The sequence below is a fragment of the Rhodococcus sp. IEGM1428 genome, assembly GCF_050321865.1.
Lineage (GTDB): Bacteria > Actinomycetota > Actinomycetes > Mycobacteriales > Mycobacteriaceae > Rhodococcoides.
Genome location: NZ_JBNQFW010000005.1, coordinates 102,853 through 117,487 on the forward strand (window position 1 = coordinate 102,853; position 14,635 = coordinate 117,487).

The following is a 14,635-nucleotide window of genomic DNA, read 5'->3' on the forward strand; positions in this document are numbered from 1 at the left end:
GATCGGGAGTTCCAATTATGAGTACCGCAGTGTGGATCATCGTTGCAGTAGTCGTCGTAGTGTTGGTCGTTGCCGTCGCCCTGGTCGTGGCGCGCAAAGGCAAGGAGCGAAAGAGGCTGGAAGCGAACGACATTCGTGAAAAGGCAGCCGATCAAGCGGCCATCGTAGAAGAGCGTGAACTGCTCGCTCGCGAAAGCGAGGCCAAGGCGCGTCGAGCGCAGGCCGAGGCCGACGTCAAAGCAGCCGAGGCGGAGAAACTTGCTCAGCAGGCCCAGTCCCACCAGGGAGTTGCGGCGGCATCACGCGACGAGGTCGACTCGGAGTTCGAGCGCGCGAATCGTATCGACCCGGACGTGAAGAACGGCCGGACCCTGACAAACGACCGCAACGTGCGAGATGACCGGGACATCGCTGGCGACCACAATGTGACGGACGACCGCAACGTCACAGGCCACCAGAACCTCGTGGGCGATCCGGACGTGCCCCCGACAGCACCCCGGCACGAGCGGAACTAGTTCGTCGAATTGTGGGGTAGCTCGAGTTCGACGACCTCGTGCTCGCCGAGGTCGGGCCGCTCGTTGGTGATCTTGGCCTTGGCGTAAGCCATCAGATTCGAGACCTTCGATCCGGGGGTCGACCAGTACTCCGCACCCTCGGCGGCCACGTGTATCAGTGCCACCTCCCGTGAATCGGGATTCTTCTCGAACCACGTGGCCGCCCGGGTGTTCCACAGTTCCTCGGCCTTCGTTCGGTTCTCGACCACGGCCGCGGTGCCGGACAGGGACACCCAGCCTTCGCCGGACTGGAACGAGACGTTGACCGTCGGATTCGCCGCGATGTCGGCCACCTTGCGCGAGTCGTGTGCGGCGAAGAACCACAGGTCGCCGTCGAACTCGGCTTCCTGCAGCGCCATCGGACGTGAGATGAGGTGGCCGTCTGCGCCGACGGTGGTGAACATGCAGAGTCCGGCGTCGGACATCAGTTCGGCGACTTTGGTGACCCCGTCCGCGGAGCTGTCAGTGTTTGTTCTGTCGGTGTTCGTCATCGAAACCAACTACCCGGTGCGTAGCTCACTCAACCGTTAAGGTGACAAAACGGACACGAGTGTCGGGAGGCTGCGTATGGGAAAGAATGTCGACAAGGACGATCGGCTGGACCTGCGCGTGAGCAACGACGAACGTGAGGTCGTCGTGAATACACTCGGCCTGGCGATGGGCGAGGGCCGCTTGACCTTGGTCGAGTACGAACAACGCCTCGACGCAGTGTGGGCGTCGAGAACTCGCGGCGACTTGGCCGAGGTCGTTCGCGACTTGCCGGACGCAGAGCAATCGACGGCACACGAATCGAAAGCAAGGGACGTCGCCCGCACGACGAGCGAGTGGCGTGAGTATCTGGACGAGTGGCGGTGGTGGTTCGGCGGTGCCGTCGTCATGAACGGAATCTGGGCCGTCCAGTGGATCTCCGACGGCGAGCCGACCGCCTATTGGCCTCTGTGGCCCCTCGGCATCTGGGGCATCATCCTGATTGCGATGGTGTTCATGCCCGAGGACAACAAAACCGACGACTGAGGCTGTCGGGCGAGCTCATTATTACGCCCTGTAGTTGGTGATTTCGCCGAACCTGGGACACTGGAAGTCGTGACTGCTCCTCTCGGCGACGACGCCCCCGTATCGGCCCAACTTTTCGCTCGCGCGAGCACGGTGATTCCCGGTGGCGTCAACTCGCCGGTGCGGGCCTTCGCATCGGTCGGCGGAACCCCACGGTTCATCACGCAGGCCAGCGGATACACGATGACCGACGCCGACGGGAAGTCCTACGTCGACCTCATCTCGTCCTGGGGTCCGATGATCCACGGGCACGCTCACCCGGCCATCGTCGACGCCGTCCAGAAGGCCGCAGCAACCGGCCTGTCGTTCGGCGCACCCACCGAGCGCGAAATCGAGCTCGCCGAAGAAATCGTCCGTCGAGTCGGCCCCGTCGACCAGGTTCGCCTTGTGAATTCGGGCACAGAGGCCACCATGAGCGCGGTGCGTCTGGCCCGCGGATTCACCGGCCGCACCAAGATCCTCAAGTTCTCCGGCTGCTACCACGGCCACGTCGATGCGCTGCTCGCCGACGCCGGTTCGGGTCTGGCCACCTTCGGACTCCCGACTTCTCCGGGAGTCACCGGCGCACAGGCGTCGGACACCATCGTTGTTCCATACAACGACCTCGCCGCCGTTTCCGCCGCGTTCGAGGCCAACGCCGGCCAGATCGCCTGCATCATCACCGAGGCCGCCGCAGGCAACATGGGCGCGATTGCCCCGGTCACCGGCTTCAACGAAGGATTGCGTCGTCTTGCGACCGAGCACGGCGCGCTGCTGATCATGGACGAGGTGATGACCGGGTTCCGCGTCAGCGCCGCCGGTTGGTACGGCATCGACGGTGTCGCAGGCGACCTGTACACCTTCGGCAAGGTCATGTCCGGTGGACTGCCCGCTGCCGCATTCGGTGGCCGAGCAGACATCATGGCCTACCTCGCGCCGGCCGGACCGGTGTACCAGGCGGGCACGCTGAGCGGTAACCCCGTTGCCGTCGCAGCCGGCCTGACGAGCCTGCAACTGGCCGACGCAGCCGTCTACGAGAAGCTGCAGACGAACTCGCAACGGCTCGGAACGCTGCTCGGCGACGCCCTCACCGCCGAAGGCGTCACCCATCAGGTGCAGTTCGCGGGCACTATGGTGAGTGTGTTCTTCGCCGATGGACCCGTCACCGATTACGCGCAGGCCAAGGCCGCGCAGACATGGCGATACCCGGCGTTCTTCCACGCTTTCCTCTCGCGCGGTGTCTACCCGCCGCCGAGCGCATTCGAGGCCTGGTTCGTCTCCGCAGCCCTCGACGACGACGCGTTCTCGATCATCGCCGACGCGGCCCCGGCTGCCGCGAAAGCCGCAGCAGCCGCTACCGCACCACTGTGACGTCTACACAGAACTGACTCCCCACCCGACTAGCGAGAAACAGGACCCCGACGTGACCGAGGCCCCCGCAACACATCCGCACTCGACGACGCGCACCATCGTGCACGTCCTCCGGCACGGCGAGGTGCACAACCCCAAGGGAATCCTCTACGGGCGGCTGCCCGGCTTCAAGCTCTCGGTCACCGGTCAGGCACAGGCCAAGTCGGTGGCGGACGCTCTCGCCGGCCACGACATCACCCACGTCGTGGCATCGCCGCTCCTGCGCGCCCAGGAGACCGCCGGACCCATCGCAGCGGCTCACGGCCTGACCATCGCCGAGGACGAGAACCTCATCGAGGCCGGGAACGAATTCGAGGGGCTGCGCGTCGCCGTCGGTGACGGCGCGCTGCGTCGGCCACGACACTGGTGGAAACTGCGCGATCCGTTCACGCCGTCCTGGGGCGAGCCGTACCTGCAGATCGCGCACCGCATGCTCGCCGCCGTCAACGCAGCCCGCGTCGCGGCCGTCGGGCACGAGGCCGTCTGCGTCAGCCACCAACTCCCGGTGTGGACACTTCGCCGCTTCCTGCAGGGCGACCGGCTGTGGCACGACCCGCGCAATCGCCAGTGCGGACTCGCGTCGCTGACGTCGCTGGTCTACGAGGGCGATCAGCTCGTCGACCTCGTCTACTCCGAGCCAGCGGGATCGTCCGACCCGAGGATCTCCGGTGCGTAGGTTTCTGCTCGCGGTTGCCGCGGTGGCCCTCGTCGCCGGCTGTTCGACCGGCACCGACGCGGTTGCTCAGGGCGGTACCTTCCAATTCGTCTCGCCGGGCGGGAAGACCGACATCTTCTACGATCCGCCGTCCGAGCGCGGTGCCCTCGGCGAACTGTCCGGGCCCGACCTGATGACCGAGGGCAAGACGACCTCGCTGTCGGACTACGACGGTGACGTCGTCGTGCTCAACGTCTGGGGACAGTGGTGCGGTCCGTGCCGCGGTGAAGCCGACGATCTCGAGAAGGTCTACGAGGCCACGAAGGCCTCCGGCGTCGAATTCCTCGGCATCAATGTGCGCGACGAATCACAAACCGCCGCACAGGATTTCGTCGTCAGCAACAACGTCACCTACTCCTCGATCTACGACCCGCCGATGCGCACGCTCAACGCACTCGGCGGCGTTCCCACCTCCGTTATCCCGACCACCGTCGTGCTCGACCGGCAGCATCGTGTCGCCGCAGTGTTTCTGCGAGAACTGCTGGCCGAGGATCTGCAGCCCGTCGTGGAACGGATAGCAGCCGAGGAGCCAGTGCAGCCGTGACAGAGACGATGTATCTCGCCGGGATAGGCGCGAGTTTTCAGGAAGCTGCAGCCTCCGGGCCACTGATCCTGGCTCTCGGTGCCTGTGTCCTGGCCGGACTCGTCTCCTTCGCATCACCGTGCGTCGTTCCATTGGTACCGGGTTACCTGTCTTACCTCGCCGGAGTCGTCGGAGCCGACGCGCCGGCCGTGAGTGCCGACGAGGCCGCTGTCAAGACGAAGGTGCGCAACGGCCGGGTGCGCGTCGCCGGTGCGGCCGGACTGTTCGTACTCGGATTCACCGTGGTGTTCGTTCTCGCCACGGCGTCGGTGTTCGGGGCGATCACGGTGCTGTCGATCAACCGTGAGCTGCTCATGCGCATCGGCGGTGTCGTCACCATCGCCATGGGGCTGGTGTTCGTCGGACTGATCCCCGCACTGCAGCGTGATGTGCGCTTCGAGCCGAAGCAGATCGGCTCGCTGGCCGGCGCTCCGCTGCTCGGCGGCGTGTTCGCACTCGGGTGGACCCCGTGCCTCGGTCCCACACTCGCAGGCGTCATCTCGCTCGCCGCAGGCACCGACGGTGCGACGGCAGCGCGCGGCGTCACCCTCATCGTGGCGTACTGCCTCGGTCTGGGATTGCCGTTCGTGATCCTCGCGTTCGGTTCGGTCAGCGCGCTTCGAGGCGTCGGCTGGCTACGTACACACGCACGACAGATACAGGTGTTCGGCGGAATCATGTTGATAGCGGTAGGAATTGCACTGGTCACCGGTGCCTGGGATCAGTTCGTCGGTTGGGTACGCGACGCCTTCGTCTCCGATGTGGTGTTGCCGATATGACCACCGACGTCGAAGAGCGCACCGAGGCGTCGCCGCCCCACAAGCAGTCGGTGCTGGGCAGGGGAGTGGCCCTGATTCGCAACACCTGGCGCGGGCTGACCAGCATGCGGACCGCGCTGGTGCTGCTGTTCCTGCTGGCGTTCGCCGCAGTGCCCGGTGCCCTGGTGCCGCAGCGCAGCCTCAACGCAGGCAAGGTCGATCAATACATCGCCGACCGGCCGACCCTCGGCCCGATCATGGACAAGTTCGAGCTGTTCGACGTCTTCGGCAGCTTCTGGTTCACCGCGATCTACGCACTGCTGTTCGTCTCGTTGATCGGCTGCATCCTGCCGCGGTGCATCGAGCACGCAAAGCAGTTGCGTACCAAGCCTGTTCGCGCTCCCCGTAATCTCTCGCGGCTGCCGCACCACAGCCGGTACGACGTCGACGGCACACCCGAGGACATTGCCGGTCAGGTGCGTGCTCAGCTGCGCGGCTGGCGCGTCGCCCAGCGAACCGAGGACGGCGGAGCAGTGACGCTCTCGGCGGAGAAGGGGTACGTCCGTGAACTCGGCAACCTCGTCTTCCACCTCTCTCTCGTCGGGCTGTTGGCCGCGATCGCCATGGGCAAACTGCTCGGCTACGAGGGCAACCGCATCGTCATCGCCGACGACGGCCCTGGATTCTGCACCTCGACCCCCGCGAACTACGACTCGTTCCGCGCAGGCAATCTCGTCGACGGCACCGACCTCGAGCCATTGTGCGTGCGCGTCAAGGACTTTAAGGCCGACTACCTCGACAACGGCCAGGCCGAGATGTTCACCTCCAACATCGAATACCAGGCCGGCGACGACCTGACGAACAACGTGTGGCGCGACGATCAGCTTCAGGTCAACCACCCGTTGCGCGTCGCAGGCGACCGCGTCTACCTGCAGGGCCACGGCTATGCACCGACCTTCACCGTGACGTTCCCGAACGGTGAGACCCGTACCGACACCATTCAGTGGCAACCGACGGACGCCACGACCTTCCTGTCCAGTGGCGTGCTGCGCGTCGACCCGCCCGGCGGTTTGTATCCCGACGCACTGGACCGCCGGAAGAACCAGATCGCCATCGAGGGACTGTTCGCGCCGACGGCGTCGTTCCACGGCAGCCTGCTGTCGTCGAGCTTCCCTGCGATGAACGACCCCGCCGTCGCAATCGACGTCTACAAGGGCGACACCGGCCTCGACACCGGACTGCCGCAGTCCATCTTCTCGCTCGACCAGGAAATGATCGCCCAGGGTCGGTTGGTCAAGCAGGATCGCGTCAACCTGATGCCGGGAGAATCCGCGACGCTCAGCGACGGCACCGTCGTCACGTTCGACGGGGCGAAGGAGTTCGTCAACCTTCAGGTCTCCCACGACCCGGCTCAGACCTGGGTGCTCGTCTTCGCACTCACGATGATGGGCGGGCTGCTCGTCTCACTGGTGATCAAGCGTCGCAGAATCTGGGTCCGGCTCACCGCCGACGCCCAGGCACGACGTACTGTAGTAGACCTCGGCGGACTTGCACGCACCGATCAGGCGGGGTGGGGCGAAGAGTTCGACCGCCTGTGCACCCGCCTGCTCGGCGACACCTCGAAACAGGAGAACTGACCGATGCCGATCAACGAGACCCTCTCGCAGTACAGCGACTGGTCGTTCGAATCAGCGTTCACCATCTACGTGCTCGCATTCGTTCTGCTCATCGCTCAGTACGCGTCGGCCAAGGCCACGGCTGCTCAGGCCAAGGAACTGGTCGGTGCAGGTGCCCCGGTGGTCGAGACCCGGCCGGGTCGTATCGCCGAAGCGCCGAAGCGCCCGCTCTCCGACCGCCTGGCAGGCATGGGCTTCGCATTGCTTGCGCCGGCCCTCATCCTGCACATCGCCGCGGTGGTACTGCGTGGGTTCGCCACGCACCGCTTCCCGCTCGGCAACATGTACGAATTCGTCACCATGGCCACCGCAGCCGCGGCCTTGACCTCCGTCATCGCCCTGCGCAAGAAGGCGATGCGCCCGATGCTGGTGTTCGTTCTAGCACCGATCATCGTGTTGATGTTCTTCGCCGCCACCAAGCTCTACGCCGACGCCGCCCCGGTCGTCCCGGCACTGCGGTCCTACTGGCTACCCATTCACGTCACCATCGTCAGCGTCGGTAGCGGCATCCTGCTGGTTTCCGGCGTCGCTTCCCTGCTGTTCCTACTGCGCATCAAGCAGCCACTGGGAGAGGAAAGCGTTGGGTTCTGGGGCAAATTCGCCTCCAAGCTGCCCGACGCCCAAGCCCTCGACCGACTCGCATACAAGACGACCATCGTCGCCTTCCCACTCTTCGGAGCAGGCGTCATCCTCGGCGCGATCTGGGCCGAGGCCGCATGGGGACGCTTCTGGGGCTGGGACCCCAAAGAAACGATGTCGTTCATCACCTGGATCATCTATGCCGCCTACCTGCACGCCCGCGCCACCTCCGGCTGGCGCAACACCCGCGCCGCGTGGATCAACGTGGCCGGATTCACCGCCATGCTGTTCAACCTCTTCATCATCAACATGGTGGTCTCGGGCCTGCACAGCTACGCGGGTCTGAACTAGCACTCGGCCGCTGCGCAGGCCGCTCAGCTGGTAGCGTCCGATCCGGCTCGATGGGGGAGACATCCGAGCCGGATCGAAGGATGTAGGACGCGAACTGGGGGGAATCGGTCATGGCCGATCGGCACGAGAACAATTGGCAACCCGTCCGACCATTGGACGACGACCCGCCGGACGACCGAGATCCGGAGCCTGCGGTTGCCGTCGAAGCCACACCGGTGTCCGACGCGAAGCCTGCGGTTCAACGGGAACCGTTCCGCTCGACCCCCATCACCATGCCGCCCGAGAGCGCGGACAACCCACCGGTAGCGCCACACGAGGCCACGCCCACGTCTGGTCCGCCGCCGGTTTCGGTGGACCCTGCGGTGGTGGCGCAAGATGCTCCCGAGTCGATCGACAACGGTGGTGAAGCAGAGAGCGGGACAGTTGCCGCGGTCGACGGACCTGATGCGGTTACGGATTCCGGTGGGGTGGCGGTGCTCGCCGATTCGGCGGCGGTGGTTGTCGATGAGGTGGACAGGGCCACTGCGAGTGGAACGTCTACGAAGACTCCCTCAGCCTCCGCTGAGCAGGCGACTCCTGCGCGGCAGAACACTGTGGCCCCATCTACCGAGGCGAAGCCGATCGAGAGTCCGCCTACGGCACCGGTGCCATCGGGGCCACCGCCACTTCAGCAGTGGATGCCGCAAAACTATGGAGCGCCGCAGAACAACTGGGCTCCGCAGAACAACTGGGCGCCGCAGAACAACTGGGCTTCGCAGAACAACTGGGCTCCGCAGAACAACGGGGCGCAGCCCCAGGGTCAGGTTGTGCAACAGGGGCCGATGGTGTCTCCGGGTCAGGGTGCGCCGCAGGGTGAAAAGAATCCGCAGAACCAGTGGCCAGTTCAGGCCGGTCCGTGGCCCCAACTTCCGCATCCGCAATCCGTCGCACAGCACCAGCCGCAGCTGCGCGGCGCAGTCGACGTGCATGGTCTGGGTCCCCAGGCAGCGGCGGTCGGTCAGAGCCTGACGGGTGATCGGCTGACCGTGCAGCCGGTCTCTTCGCACGATCTCGGCAACTCGTTGCTCGTTCGATCGGCGAATGTGCCACCGGTTTCCGGCTGGCGTCGGGCGCTGTACGTGATGTCCGGCGGCCGCATCGATGTCGGTAACAGCGCCGTCCAGCAGCGTCGGCTCGAGCTGACCGCACAGGTGGATCGGACGCTCGTGGGGTGCTATCGCGTCGCGGTGCTCTCACTGAAGGGCGGTGTCGGCAAGACGACCACCACCGCCACGCTCGGGTCGACGTTCGCCGACATTCGAGGTGATCGAGTGATCGCGATCGATGCGAACCCCGACCGCGGAACACTGGGGCAGAAGGTTCCTAGCGAAACAACTGCAACCGTTCGAAACTTGTTGCGTGACATGGATTCTCTGGATCGCTACAGCGACGTCCGCGCCTACACGTCGCAGAATGCCAACCGATTGGAGGTGTTGGCGTCCGATTCGGATCCGGCAGCGTCGGAGGCGTTCAGCGGCGAAGACTACGACCGCGCGGTCGACATGTTGGAGAAGTTCTACAGCATCGTGATCACGGATTGTGGAACCGGTTTGATGCATTCGGCCATGGAGAGCATTCTCGAAGGCACCGACACTCTGGTGGTCGTCAGCTCGGCGTCGGTAGACGGTGCACGGAGCGCGTCGGCGACGTTGGACTGGCTCGATGCTCACGGGTATCGATCATTGGTGGCCACGTCGGTGGCCGTGGTCAACGGGGTTCGGCCCAGAGCGGGAAAAGTCGATTTGCAGAAGGTCATCGAGCACTTCGAGCAGCGATGCGCCCACGTACGGACGATTCCGTTCGACCCGCATCTCGAGGAAGGTGCGGAAATCGAGCTGGATCGTCTTCGTGGGCGGACCCGCACCGCGCTTCTGGAAGTGGCGGCAGCGGTAGCGGCCGGATTTCCCGACTCGCCCACCGCTTCTCGCCCCGATTGAGAAGCTGCCGAACCCTACTCGGTCGGTTCGGTGCCGGCCTCGGTTCCGTCTTTCCCGCCGCGGCGAGCTTCTCGATTGATTCGCCACAGAAAATCGGGATCGTCATCTGGTCCGACTGTGCGGGTGGGTGCAGCACCTGCGCTGGGTCCGAAGGCCTTCCAGAACAGAACCACCACTGCCACCAAGCCGATCAACGCCAATAGATAGATCACGACGCACCTCCTACTACGAGGGTAGCCGCGATGCAACAACCTCCGCACCCGTCGAGCGTCGAAGATTCCTGAGAATGTTCGATGAGTTCGTACGGGTGCGGAGTCTGCGCATACTTCGGTATCGCGTCCGACTCAGTGGTGTACGCCGGCTTCGGTCGTCAGAGAGGTCAGCAGCTGCATGACCTCGGTCTCACGGAACCGACGGTGTCCACCGGGAGTGCGGAGCGATCCGAGGCGTCCGGCGTGTGCCCAGCGAGTCACGGTCTTGGGGTCGACGTGAAAAAGCGCGGCTACCTGACCCGGCGTGAGCAGTGAGTCCTGAGCCTTCTGGAATGTGGGTGCGCTCATCTGTCGTGTCCTCCTACGATGCGGTTCGGTGCATTTGCGTCGAACCGGAGATATCGGTCTGCTGCGTTCGGAACCCATGGTTGCACTCGAACCCCTAGGTACTCGACTGATACAAGGTTGGTAAAGGGGAGGTAATGGACAAATCGGTCACCGCGGGGGCGGGTCCGAATGCCCGGTGAGCCCGGTAACCTGGAGGCCGTGAGTGAAGCGACGAATGCCGACAGCAGCGAACCGACCAGCGGAAATGCCGTTCCGGGTAGGTCGGCCAAGAAGTCCCTCGCCGTGAACCTCGGCGTCTACACCTTTGCGCGGCTGGCGCTCGTCATCGTGATCGCTGCCGTCATCGTGGGCGTCGGTTTACTGTTCGGCGTAGAGGTTCCGGTTCTCGTCGCCGCGATTTTCGCAGTGCTCATCTCATTGCCACTGTCGCTGCTCCTGTTCAAGAAGATGCGGATCCGCGTCAACGAATCCATCGCGGCAGTCGACGAGGACCGGCGCACCGCGCGTGCGGACCTGCAGTCGAAACTGCGCGGTGAAGACGGCAAGAAATGACCGCATCGGTCGATCACTCGGGATCACGGACCTGGGTCGACAATGCCGTCCGGCTGATCGAGGCCGATTCGCAGCGCAGCGCCGACACGCACTTGTTGCGTTACCCCCTTCCTGCAGCCTGGGGGATTTCGCTCTACCTCAAAGACGAGTCCACGCACATCACCGGCAGCCTGAAGCATCGGCTGGCTCGGTCGCTGTTCCTCTACGCGATCTGCAACGGGTGGGTCACCGAGCGTACGACGGTGATCGAGGCATCGTCGGGCTCCACCGCCGTCAGCGAGGCGTATTTCGCTCGACTGCTGGGCCTGAAGTTCGTCGCAGTGATGCCGCGGAGCACCAGCCCGGCCAAGGTTGCGCTCATCGAGTCCCACGGTGGGAGTTGCCATTTCGTCGATCGGCCGGGCGAGATGTACACCGAGGCGCACAGGCTCTCAGCCGAACCCGACTGCCACTACATGGACCAGTTCACCCATGCCGAGCGAGCTACCGACTGGCGCGGCAACAACAACATCGCCGAGTCGATCTTCGATCAACTCCGGCTGGAGGAATGCCCCATTCCCGACTGGGTGGTGGTGGGCGCGGGGACCGGTGGAACCAGCGCCACGATCGGCCGTTACATCCGATATCGTAGGCACGCAACGCAATTGGCTGTGGTGGACCCAGAGAATTCGGCGTTCATCGGTGGCTACGAGACCGGGGACGCGGGATTCGAGACCGGCTTGTCCTCCCGCATCGAGGGCATCGGACGACCGCGCGTCGAACCGTCGTTCGTCGGCCAGGTGATCGACAGAATGATCGCTGTTCCCGATGCCGCGTCGGTCGCCGCCGCGAGATTCACCTCGGAGGCACTCGGAAAGCGGGTGGGCGGATCGACGGGCACCAACATCTGGGGAGCCTTCGGATTGATCTCGGAGATGATCGCCGCAGGCCGACGCGGCAGCGTGGTGACGTTGCTGTGTGACGGCGGAGATCGGTACTCGCAGACATACTTCGACGACACCTGGGTCGCGGACCAGGGCATGAATCTCGAAGAACCAACCGCCGCTCTCGGGAAGTTCATTCGTACCGGGGCGTTCTGACTGGGCCCTTCTGGCAGACCTACCTGCTCACAATCAGCGACGCTACCGCAGTTGCACCGGCGACCGTGCCGACAGCCGGCCACGCACCGATCTTCTTCGCAAGCGGGTGCGAAGCGCCGAACGCGACGAGGTAGGTCCCGAGCAGAGCGCCGGCGCGAGCCGAGCCCGAGGATTTCTGCCACTGCGCTGTGCACGCAACGCCGACTGCCGCTAGGACTGCTCCGCCGAGTTGCCGATTGCCCGATTGCCGGGCAACAGCGAAGCCGCCGAGCAAGCCACCGGCGGCCAGGGCGGAGGTGGTGATCGAGCGTCGAGCATCGTGGTCAGGCATGTTCGTCACCCTAGCCGGGCCTGGACACGCAGACTCCGGGCCAGGTGGTCTCGCTGCTCGATCACCAAGCGCCGTAGTGCTGCCGGTGCCCACTCGTGGTCGGCGAGCCACGAGTCTGCGGTGTCGGTGGACGACTGCTGCGGAAAGAGGCGAACGACGATTCGCCGTGCGATCTCGATACTGCGTGAGGTCCACAATGACGAGATGGATTCGAAATATCGGTTGTCGTAGGGCGCAGTGAGGTCCGGTCGGTGACCCGCACCGAAGCCGGTGATGAATGCGTCGAGTACATCGTTGGAGATGTCCTCGCGTTCGGTGACGGCGGCCCACGCCCTCGCCTTGACTGCGGCGTCGGGTATCGCCGTCGACGCCGCAGTATGAGCGGTGCGACCCGACAGGGTGTCGTCCGATGCCAGTTCGCCATCGAGGTCGTGGGAAGTCGCGTGGCCGGTGGCGGCAAGTGCCAGCCAGAATGCCCAGCGGAGATCAGGATCGAGTCGCAGCCCCGCGATGGTGCGAGTGCCATCGAGCAGCGAGCGCAGATCCTCCGCCAGGAAGTCGTCCAGCTGCGCAGTCGATGCGACCGCACGCGCCCACACCAACTGTGCGTCGCTCCCGGGTTCGCTCGACTGCAGTTGCATCCACGACGCATTCAGCCATTGCCGGGTGGGTTCGTCCCGCCGCTCGTCGCCAAGATAGTGCCCGAGCGTGAACGCCACGTTGGCCGTCACCGCGGAGAGAAGGCCGATCTTGGGCTCGTTGGGCGCAAATCTTGTTGCGACATCGATGTATTCGCGTGCAGAGAGCTCGGCGTCCCGGGTGGAGTTCCACAGCGCGGACCACACGAGCCCTCGCGCGAGCGGGTCGACGATGCGGTCGAGGTAGGCCCGCACGGTGGCGGTGGAGCGCTCGTCGAATCGGATCTTGGCGTAGGTCAGATCGTCGTCGTTGAGCAGAACCAGTGCGGCATCCTCGAAGTCGACCGGTGTTCGCGCTTCTGTGATGTCGAGTTCTCGGCGGTGGGTTCTCGTCAGATTCCCGTCCTCGTTCAGATCGTAGAGTCCGACGGCGATGCGGTGCGGACGCGGATCCGTCTGCTCGATGGCATCACCCGTGAAGGACAGTGTGGACACGCCGGTGGTCTGCAACCACGCGGCCGCCCAGGTGTCGAGATCGCGTCCGCTGGCGGTGGACATCTCGCTCAACAGGTCCGTCAGAGTCGTGTTACCGAAGGCATGGGTGCGAAAGTAGTTGCGGGAGGACGCGAAGAAGGCGTCGGCACCGACGAATGCCCCCAGCTGCTTGAGCACGCTTGCGCCCTTGGCGTAGGTGATGCCGTCGAAGTTGAGCTTGGCGGCCTCGAGATCGGTGATGTCGGCAACGATCGGATGAGTGGTGGGGAGTTGATCCTGTAGATAGGCCCACGCTTTTCGGCGGTTCGCGAAACTGACCCAGGCATCGGTGAATCGGGTGGCCTCGGCCGATGCGTACGCACCCATGTAGTCCGCGAACGACTCCTTGAGCCACAGATCGTCCCACCACTGCATCGTGACGAGGTCGCCGAACCACATGTGTGCCATCTCGTGCAAGATCGTGTTGGCGCGAGCCTCGTACTGGGCTTCGGTTGCCGCCGAACGGAATACGTACGATTCGGTGAACGTGACGAGACCGGGGTTCTCCATCGCACCGAGGTTGTACTCGGGGACGAAGATCTGGTCGTACTTACCGAACGGGTACGGATAGTCGAACTTGTCGTGGAAGAAGTCCAGGCCCCGCTTCGTGATGTCGAAGATGTCCTCGGCGTCGAAATGCTCGGCGAGCGAGGCTCGGCAATATGCGCCGAGAGGAACGGTCAGTTCGCCTCGCGTCCATGATGATTCGACGCCGTGATAAGGGCCGGCCGCAACCGCGGTGATGTAGGTCGATATGGGCAGGGTCGGGGCAAAAATAGTGACCGTGTCGTCGGTGACCCCCGCGCGGTTGGACAAGACCGTCCACGCCGATGGTGCCGTCACCGTCAGCGTGAACGAGGCCTTGAGGTCCGGTTGCTCGAAGTTTGCGAATACCCGTCGGGCATCGGCCGGCTCGTACTGGGTGTAGAGGTAGACACTGTCGTCGACGGGGTCGACGAAGCGGTGCAGTCCTTCCCCCGACCTGCTGTATCGCCCGCGTGCACGTATCCGAACGATGTTGTGCTCGGTGAGTCCGACCAGTTGGATGCGAGCGCCGTCGTAATCGACCTGAGCGTCGGTGCCGTTGACGGTGACCTCGTCGACAGCGGCACCGATGAAGTCGACCCATGTCGCTGCGGTGGTGGCGTCGAATTCGATGGTCGTGACCGTCTCGAAGGTATCGACATCCATGTCCTCGGCCCGCAGGAGATCCAGATGGACGAGATACTTCACCCCGTCGATGTGTCGCGATCGCCTGCGAGTTTCGGTCCGGGTCAGATTTGCGGTGCTCACCGAACCAACCCTAG

16 protein-coding genes are annotated in these 14,635 nt (G+C 64.5%); 11 read left to right on the top strand and 5 right to left on the bottom strand.

From position 1 onward, the window contains the following. Positions 1-17 precede the first annotated feature (17 nt). Entirely contained in the window at positions 18-515 is a 498-nt protein-coding gene (locus ACQR3T_RS21620) for a hypothetical protein (protein ID WP_428694786.1), read from the top strand. On the opposite strand, the gene ACQR3T_RS21625 is transcribed toward ACQR3T_RS21620, so the two are convergent. Continuing rightward, positions 512-1,045 carry a pyridoxamine 5'-phosphate oxidase family protein gene (locus tag ACQR3T_RS21625; RefSeq protein ID WP_037171824.1) on the bottom strand — a complete coding sequence of 178 codons (534 nt, stop codon included), beginning with the start codon at positions 1,043-1,045 and terminating at the stop codon, positions 512-514. The two genes, ACQR3T_RS21620 and ACQR3T_RS21625, sit on opposite strands and share 4 nt — an antisense overlap. A 76-nt stretch (positions 1,046-1,121) precedes the next feature. Between ACQR3T_RS21625 and ACQR3T_RS21630 the strand changes: the two genes are divergently transcribed. The 8 genes from ACQR3T_RS21630 to ACQR3T_RS21665 all read left to right on the top strand — a co-directional run bounded on the left by ACQR3T_RS21630 (position 1,122) and on the right by ACQR3T_RS21665 (position 9,634). After that, positions 1,122-1,568 carry a DUF1707 SHOCT-like domain-containing protein gene (locus tag ACQR3T_RS21630; protein ID WP_428694787.1) on the top strand — a complete coding sequence of 149 codons (447 nt, stop codon included), beginning with the start codon at positions 1,122-1,124 and terminating at the stop codon, positions 1,566-1,568. Between the two features lie 69 nt (positions 1,569-1,637). Beyond that, positions 1,638-2,957, top strand: coding sequence for a glutamate-1-semialdehyde 2,1-aminomutase (hemL, locus tag ACQR3T_RS21635; RefSeq protein WP_428694788.1), 1,320 nt, complete (start codon positions 1,638-1,640; stop codon positions 2,955-2,957). Positions 2,958-3,009: 52 nt separating this feature from the next. Continuing rightward, positions 3,010-3,672 (top strand): histidine phosphatase family protein, encoded by a 663-nt coding sequence (locus ACQR3T_RS21640; protein ID WP_032380401.1) that lies wholly within the window; start codon positions 3,010-3,012, stop codon positions 3,670-3,672. Next, the gene (locus ACQR3T_RS21645; RefSeq protein WP_032380402.1) at positions 3,665-4,255 is read left to right on the top strand and encodes a TlpA disulfide reductase family protein; all 591 of its coding nucleotides are present in this window, start codon (positions 3,665-3,667) and stop codon (positions 4,253-4,255) included. The genes ACQR3T_RS21640 and ACQR3T_RS21645 overlap by 8 nt, the downstream gene beginning before the upstream one ends. Before the next feature lie 8 nt (positions 4,256-4,263). Continuing rightward, complete coding sequence (locus tag ACQR3T_RS21650; protein WP_037172203.1) at positions 4,264-5,073, top strand: cytochrome c biogenesis CcdA family protein; 810 nt, start codon at positions 4,264-4,266, stop codon at positions 5,071-5,073. Further along, on the top strand, positions 5,070-6,689 hold the full coding sequence (gene resB / locus ACQR3T_RS21655) for a cytochrome c biogenesis protein ResB (RefSeq protein WP_428694789.1): 1,620 nt from the start codon (positions 5,070-5,072) through the stop codon (positions 6,687-6,689). Before ACQR3T_RS21650 ends, resB begins: the two co-directional genes overlap by 4 nt. A 3-nt stretch (positions 6,690-6,692) precedes the next feature. After that, entirely contained in the window at positions 6,693-7,658 is a 966-nt protein-coding gene (gene ccsB, locus ACQR3T_RS21660) for a c-type cytochrome biogenesis protein CcsB (RefSeq protein WP_032380404.1), read from the top strand. 677 nt (positions 7,659-8,335) lie between these two features. Further along, positions 8,336-9,634: a MinD/ParA family ATP-binding protein gene (locus ACQR3T_RS21665; protein WP_428694966.1), complete on the top strand. Its 1,299-nt coding sequence runs from the start codon at positions 8,336-8,338 to the stop codon at positions 9,632-9,634. Positions 9,635-9,648: 14 nt separating this feature from the next. Here ACQR3T_RS21665 and ACQR3T_RS21670 read toward each other — a convergent pair whose 3' ends face one another. Together ACQR3T_RS21670 and ACQR3T_RS21675 are read right to left on the bottom strand one after the other, a co-directional pair. Continuing rightward, positions 9,649-9,846, bottom strand: a complete 198-nt coding sequence (locus ACQR3T_RS21670) for a hypothetical protein (protein ID WP_032380405.1) — start codon at positions 9,844-9,846, stop codon at positions 9,649-9,651. A 132-nt stretch (positions 9,847-9,978) separates the two neighbouring features. Beyond that, positions 9,979-10,194 carry a BldC family transcriptional regulator gene (locus ACQR3T_RS21675; RefSeq protein ID WP_032380406.1) on the bottom strand — a complete coding sequence of 72 codons (216 nt, stop codon included), beginning with the start codon at positions 10,192-10,194 and terminating at the stop codon, positions 9,979-9,981. Positions 10,195-10,362: 168 nt separating this feature from the next. Between ACQR3T_RS21675 and ACQR3T_RS21680 the strand changes: the two genes are divergently transcribed. Beyond that, the gene (locus ACQR3T_RS21680) at positions 10,363-10,746 is read left to right on the top strand and encodes a DUF4229 domain-containing protein (protein ID WP_080730732.1); all 384 of its coding nucleotides are present in this window, start codon (positions 10,363-10,365) and stop codon (positions 10,744-10,746) included. After that, positions 10,743-11,825: a PLP-dependent cysteine synthase family protein gene (locus tag ACQR3T_RS21685; RefSeq protein WP_428694790.1), complete on the top strand. Its 1,083-nt coding sequence runs from the start codon at positions 10,743-10,745 to the stop codon at positions 11,823-11,825. The genes ACQR3T_RS21680 and ACQR3T_RS21685 overlap by 4 nt, the downstream gene beginning before the upstream one ends. 19 nt (positions 11,826-11,844) lie before the next feature. Here ACQR3T_RS21685 and ACQR3T_RS21690 read toward each other — a convergent pair whose 3' ends face one another. Beyond that, the gene (locus ACQR3T_RS21690) at positions 11,845-12,156 is read right to left on the bottom strand and encodes a hypothetical protein (protein ID WP_032380804.1); all 312 of its coding nucleotides are present in this window, start codon (positions 12,154-12,156) and stop codon (positions 11,845-11,847) included. A gap of 5 nt (positions 12,157-12,161) precedes the next feature. Beyond that, the gene (gene pepN, locus ACQR3T_RS21695) at positions 12,162-14,621 is read right to left on the bottom strand and encodes an aminopeptidase N (RefSeq protein WP_428694791.1); all 2,460 of its coding nucleotides are present in this window, start codon (positions 14,619-14,621) and stop codon (positions 12,162-12,164) included. Positions 14,622-14,635: the final 14 nt, after the last annotated feature.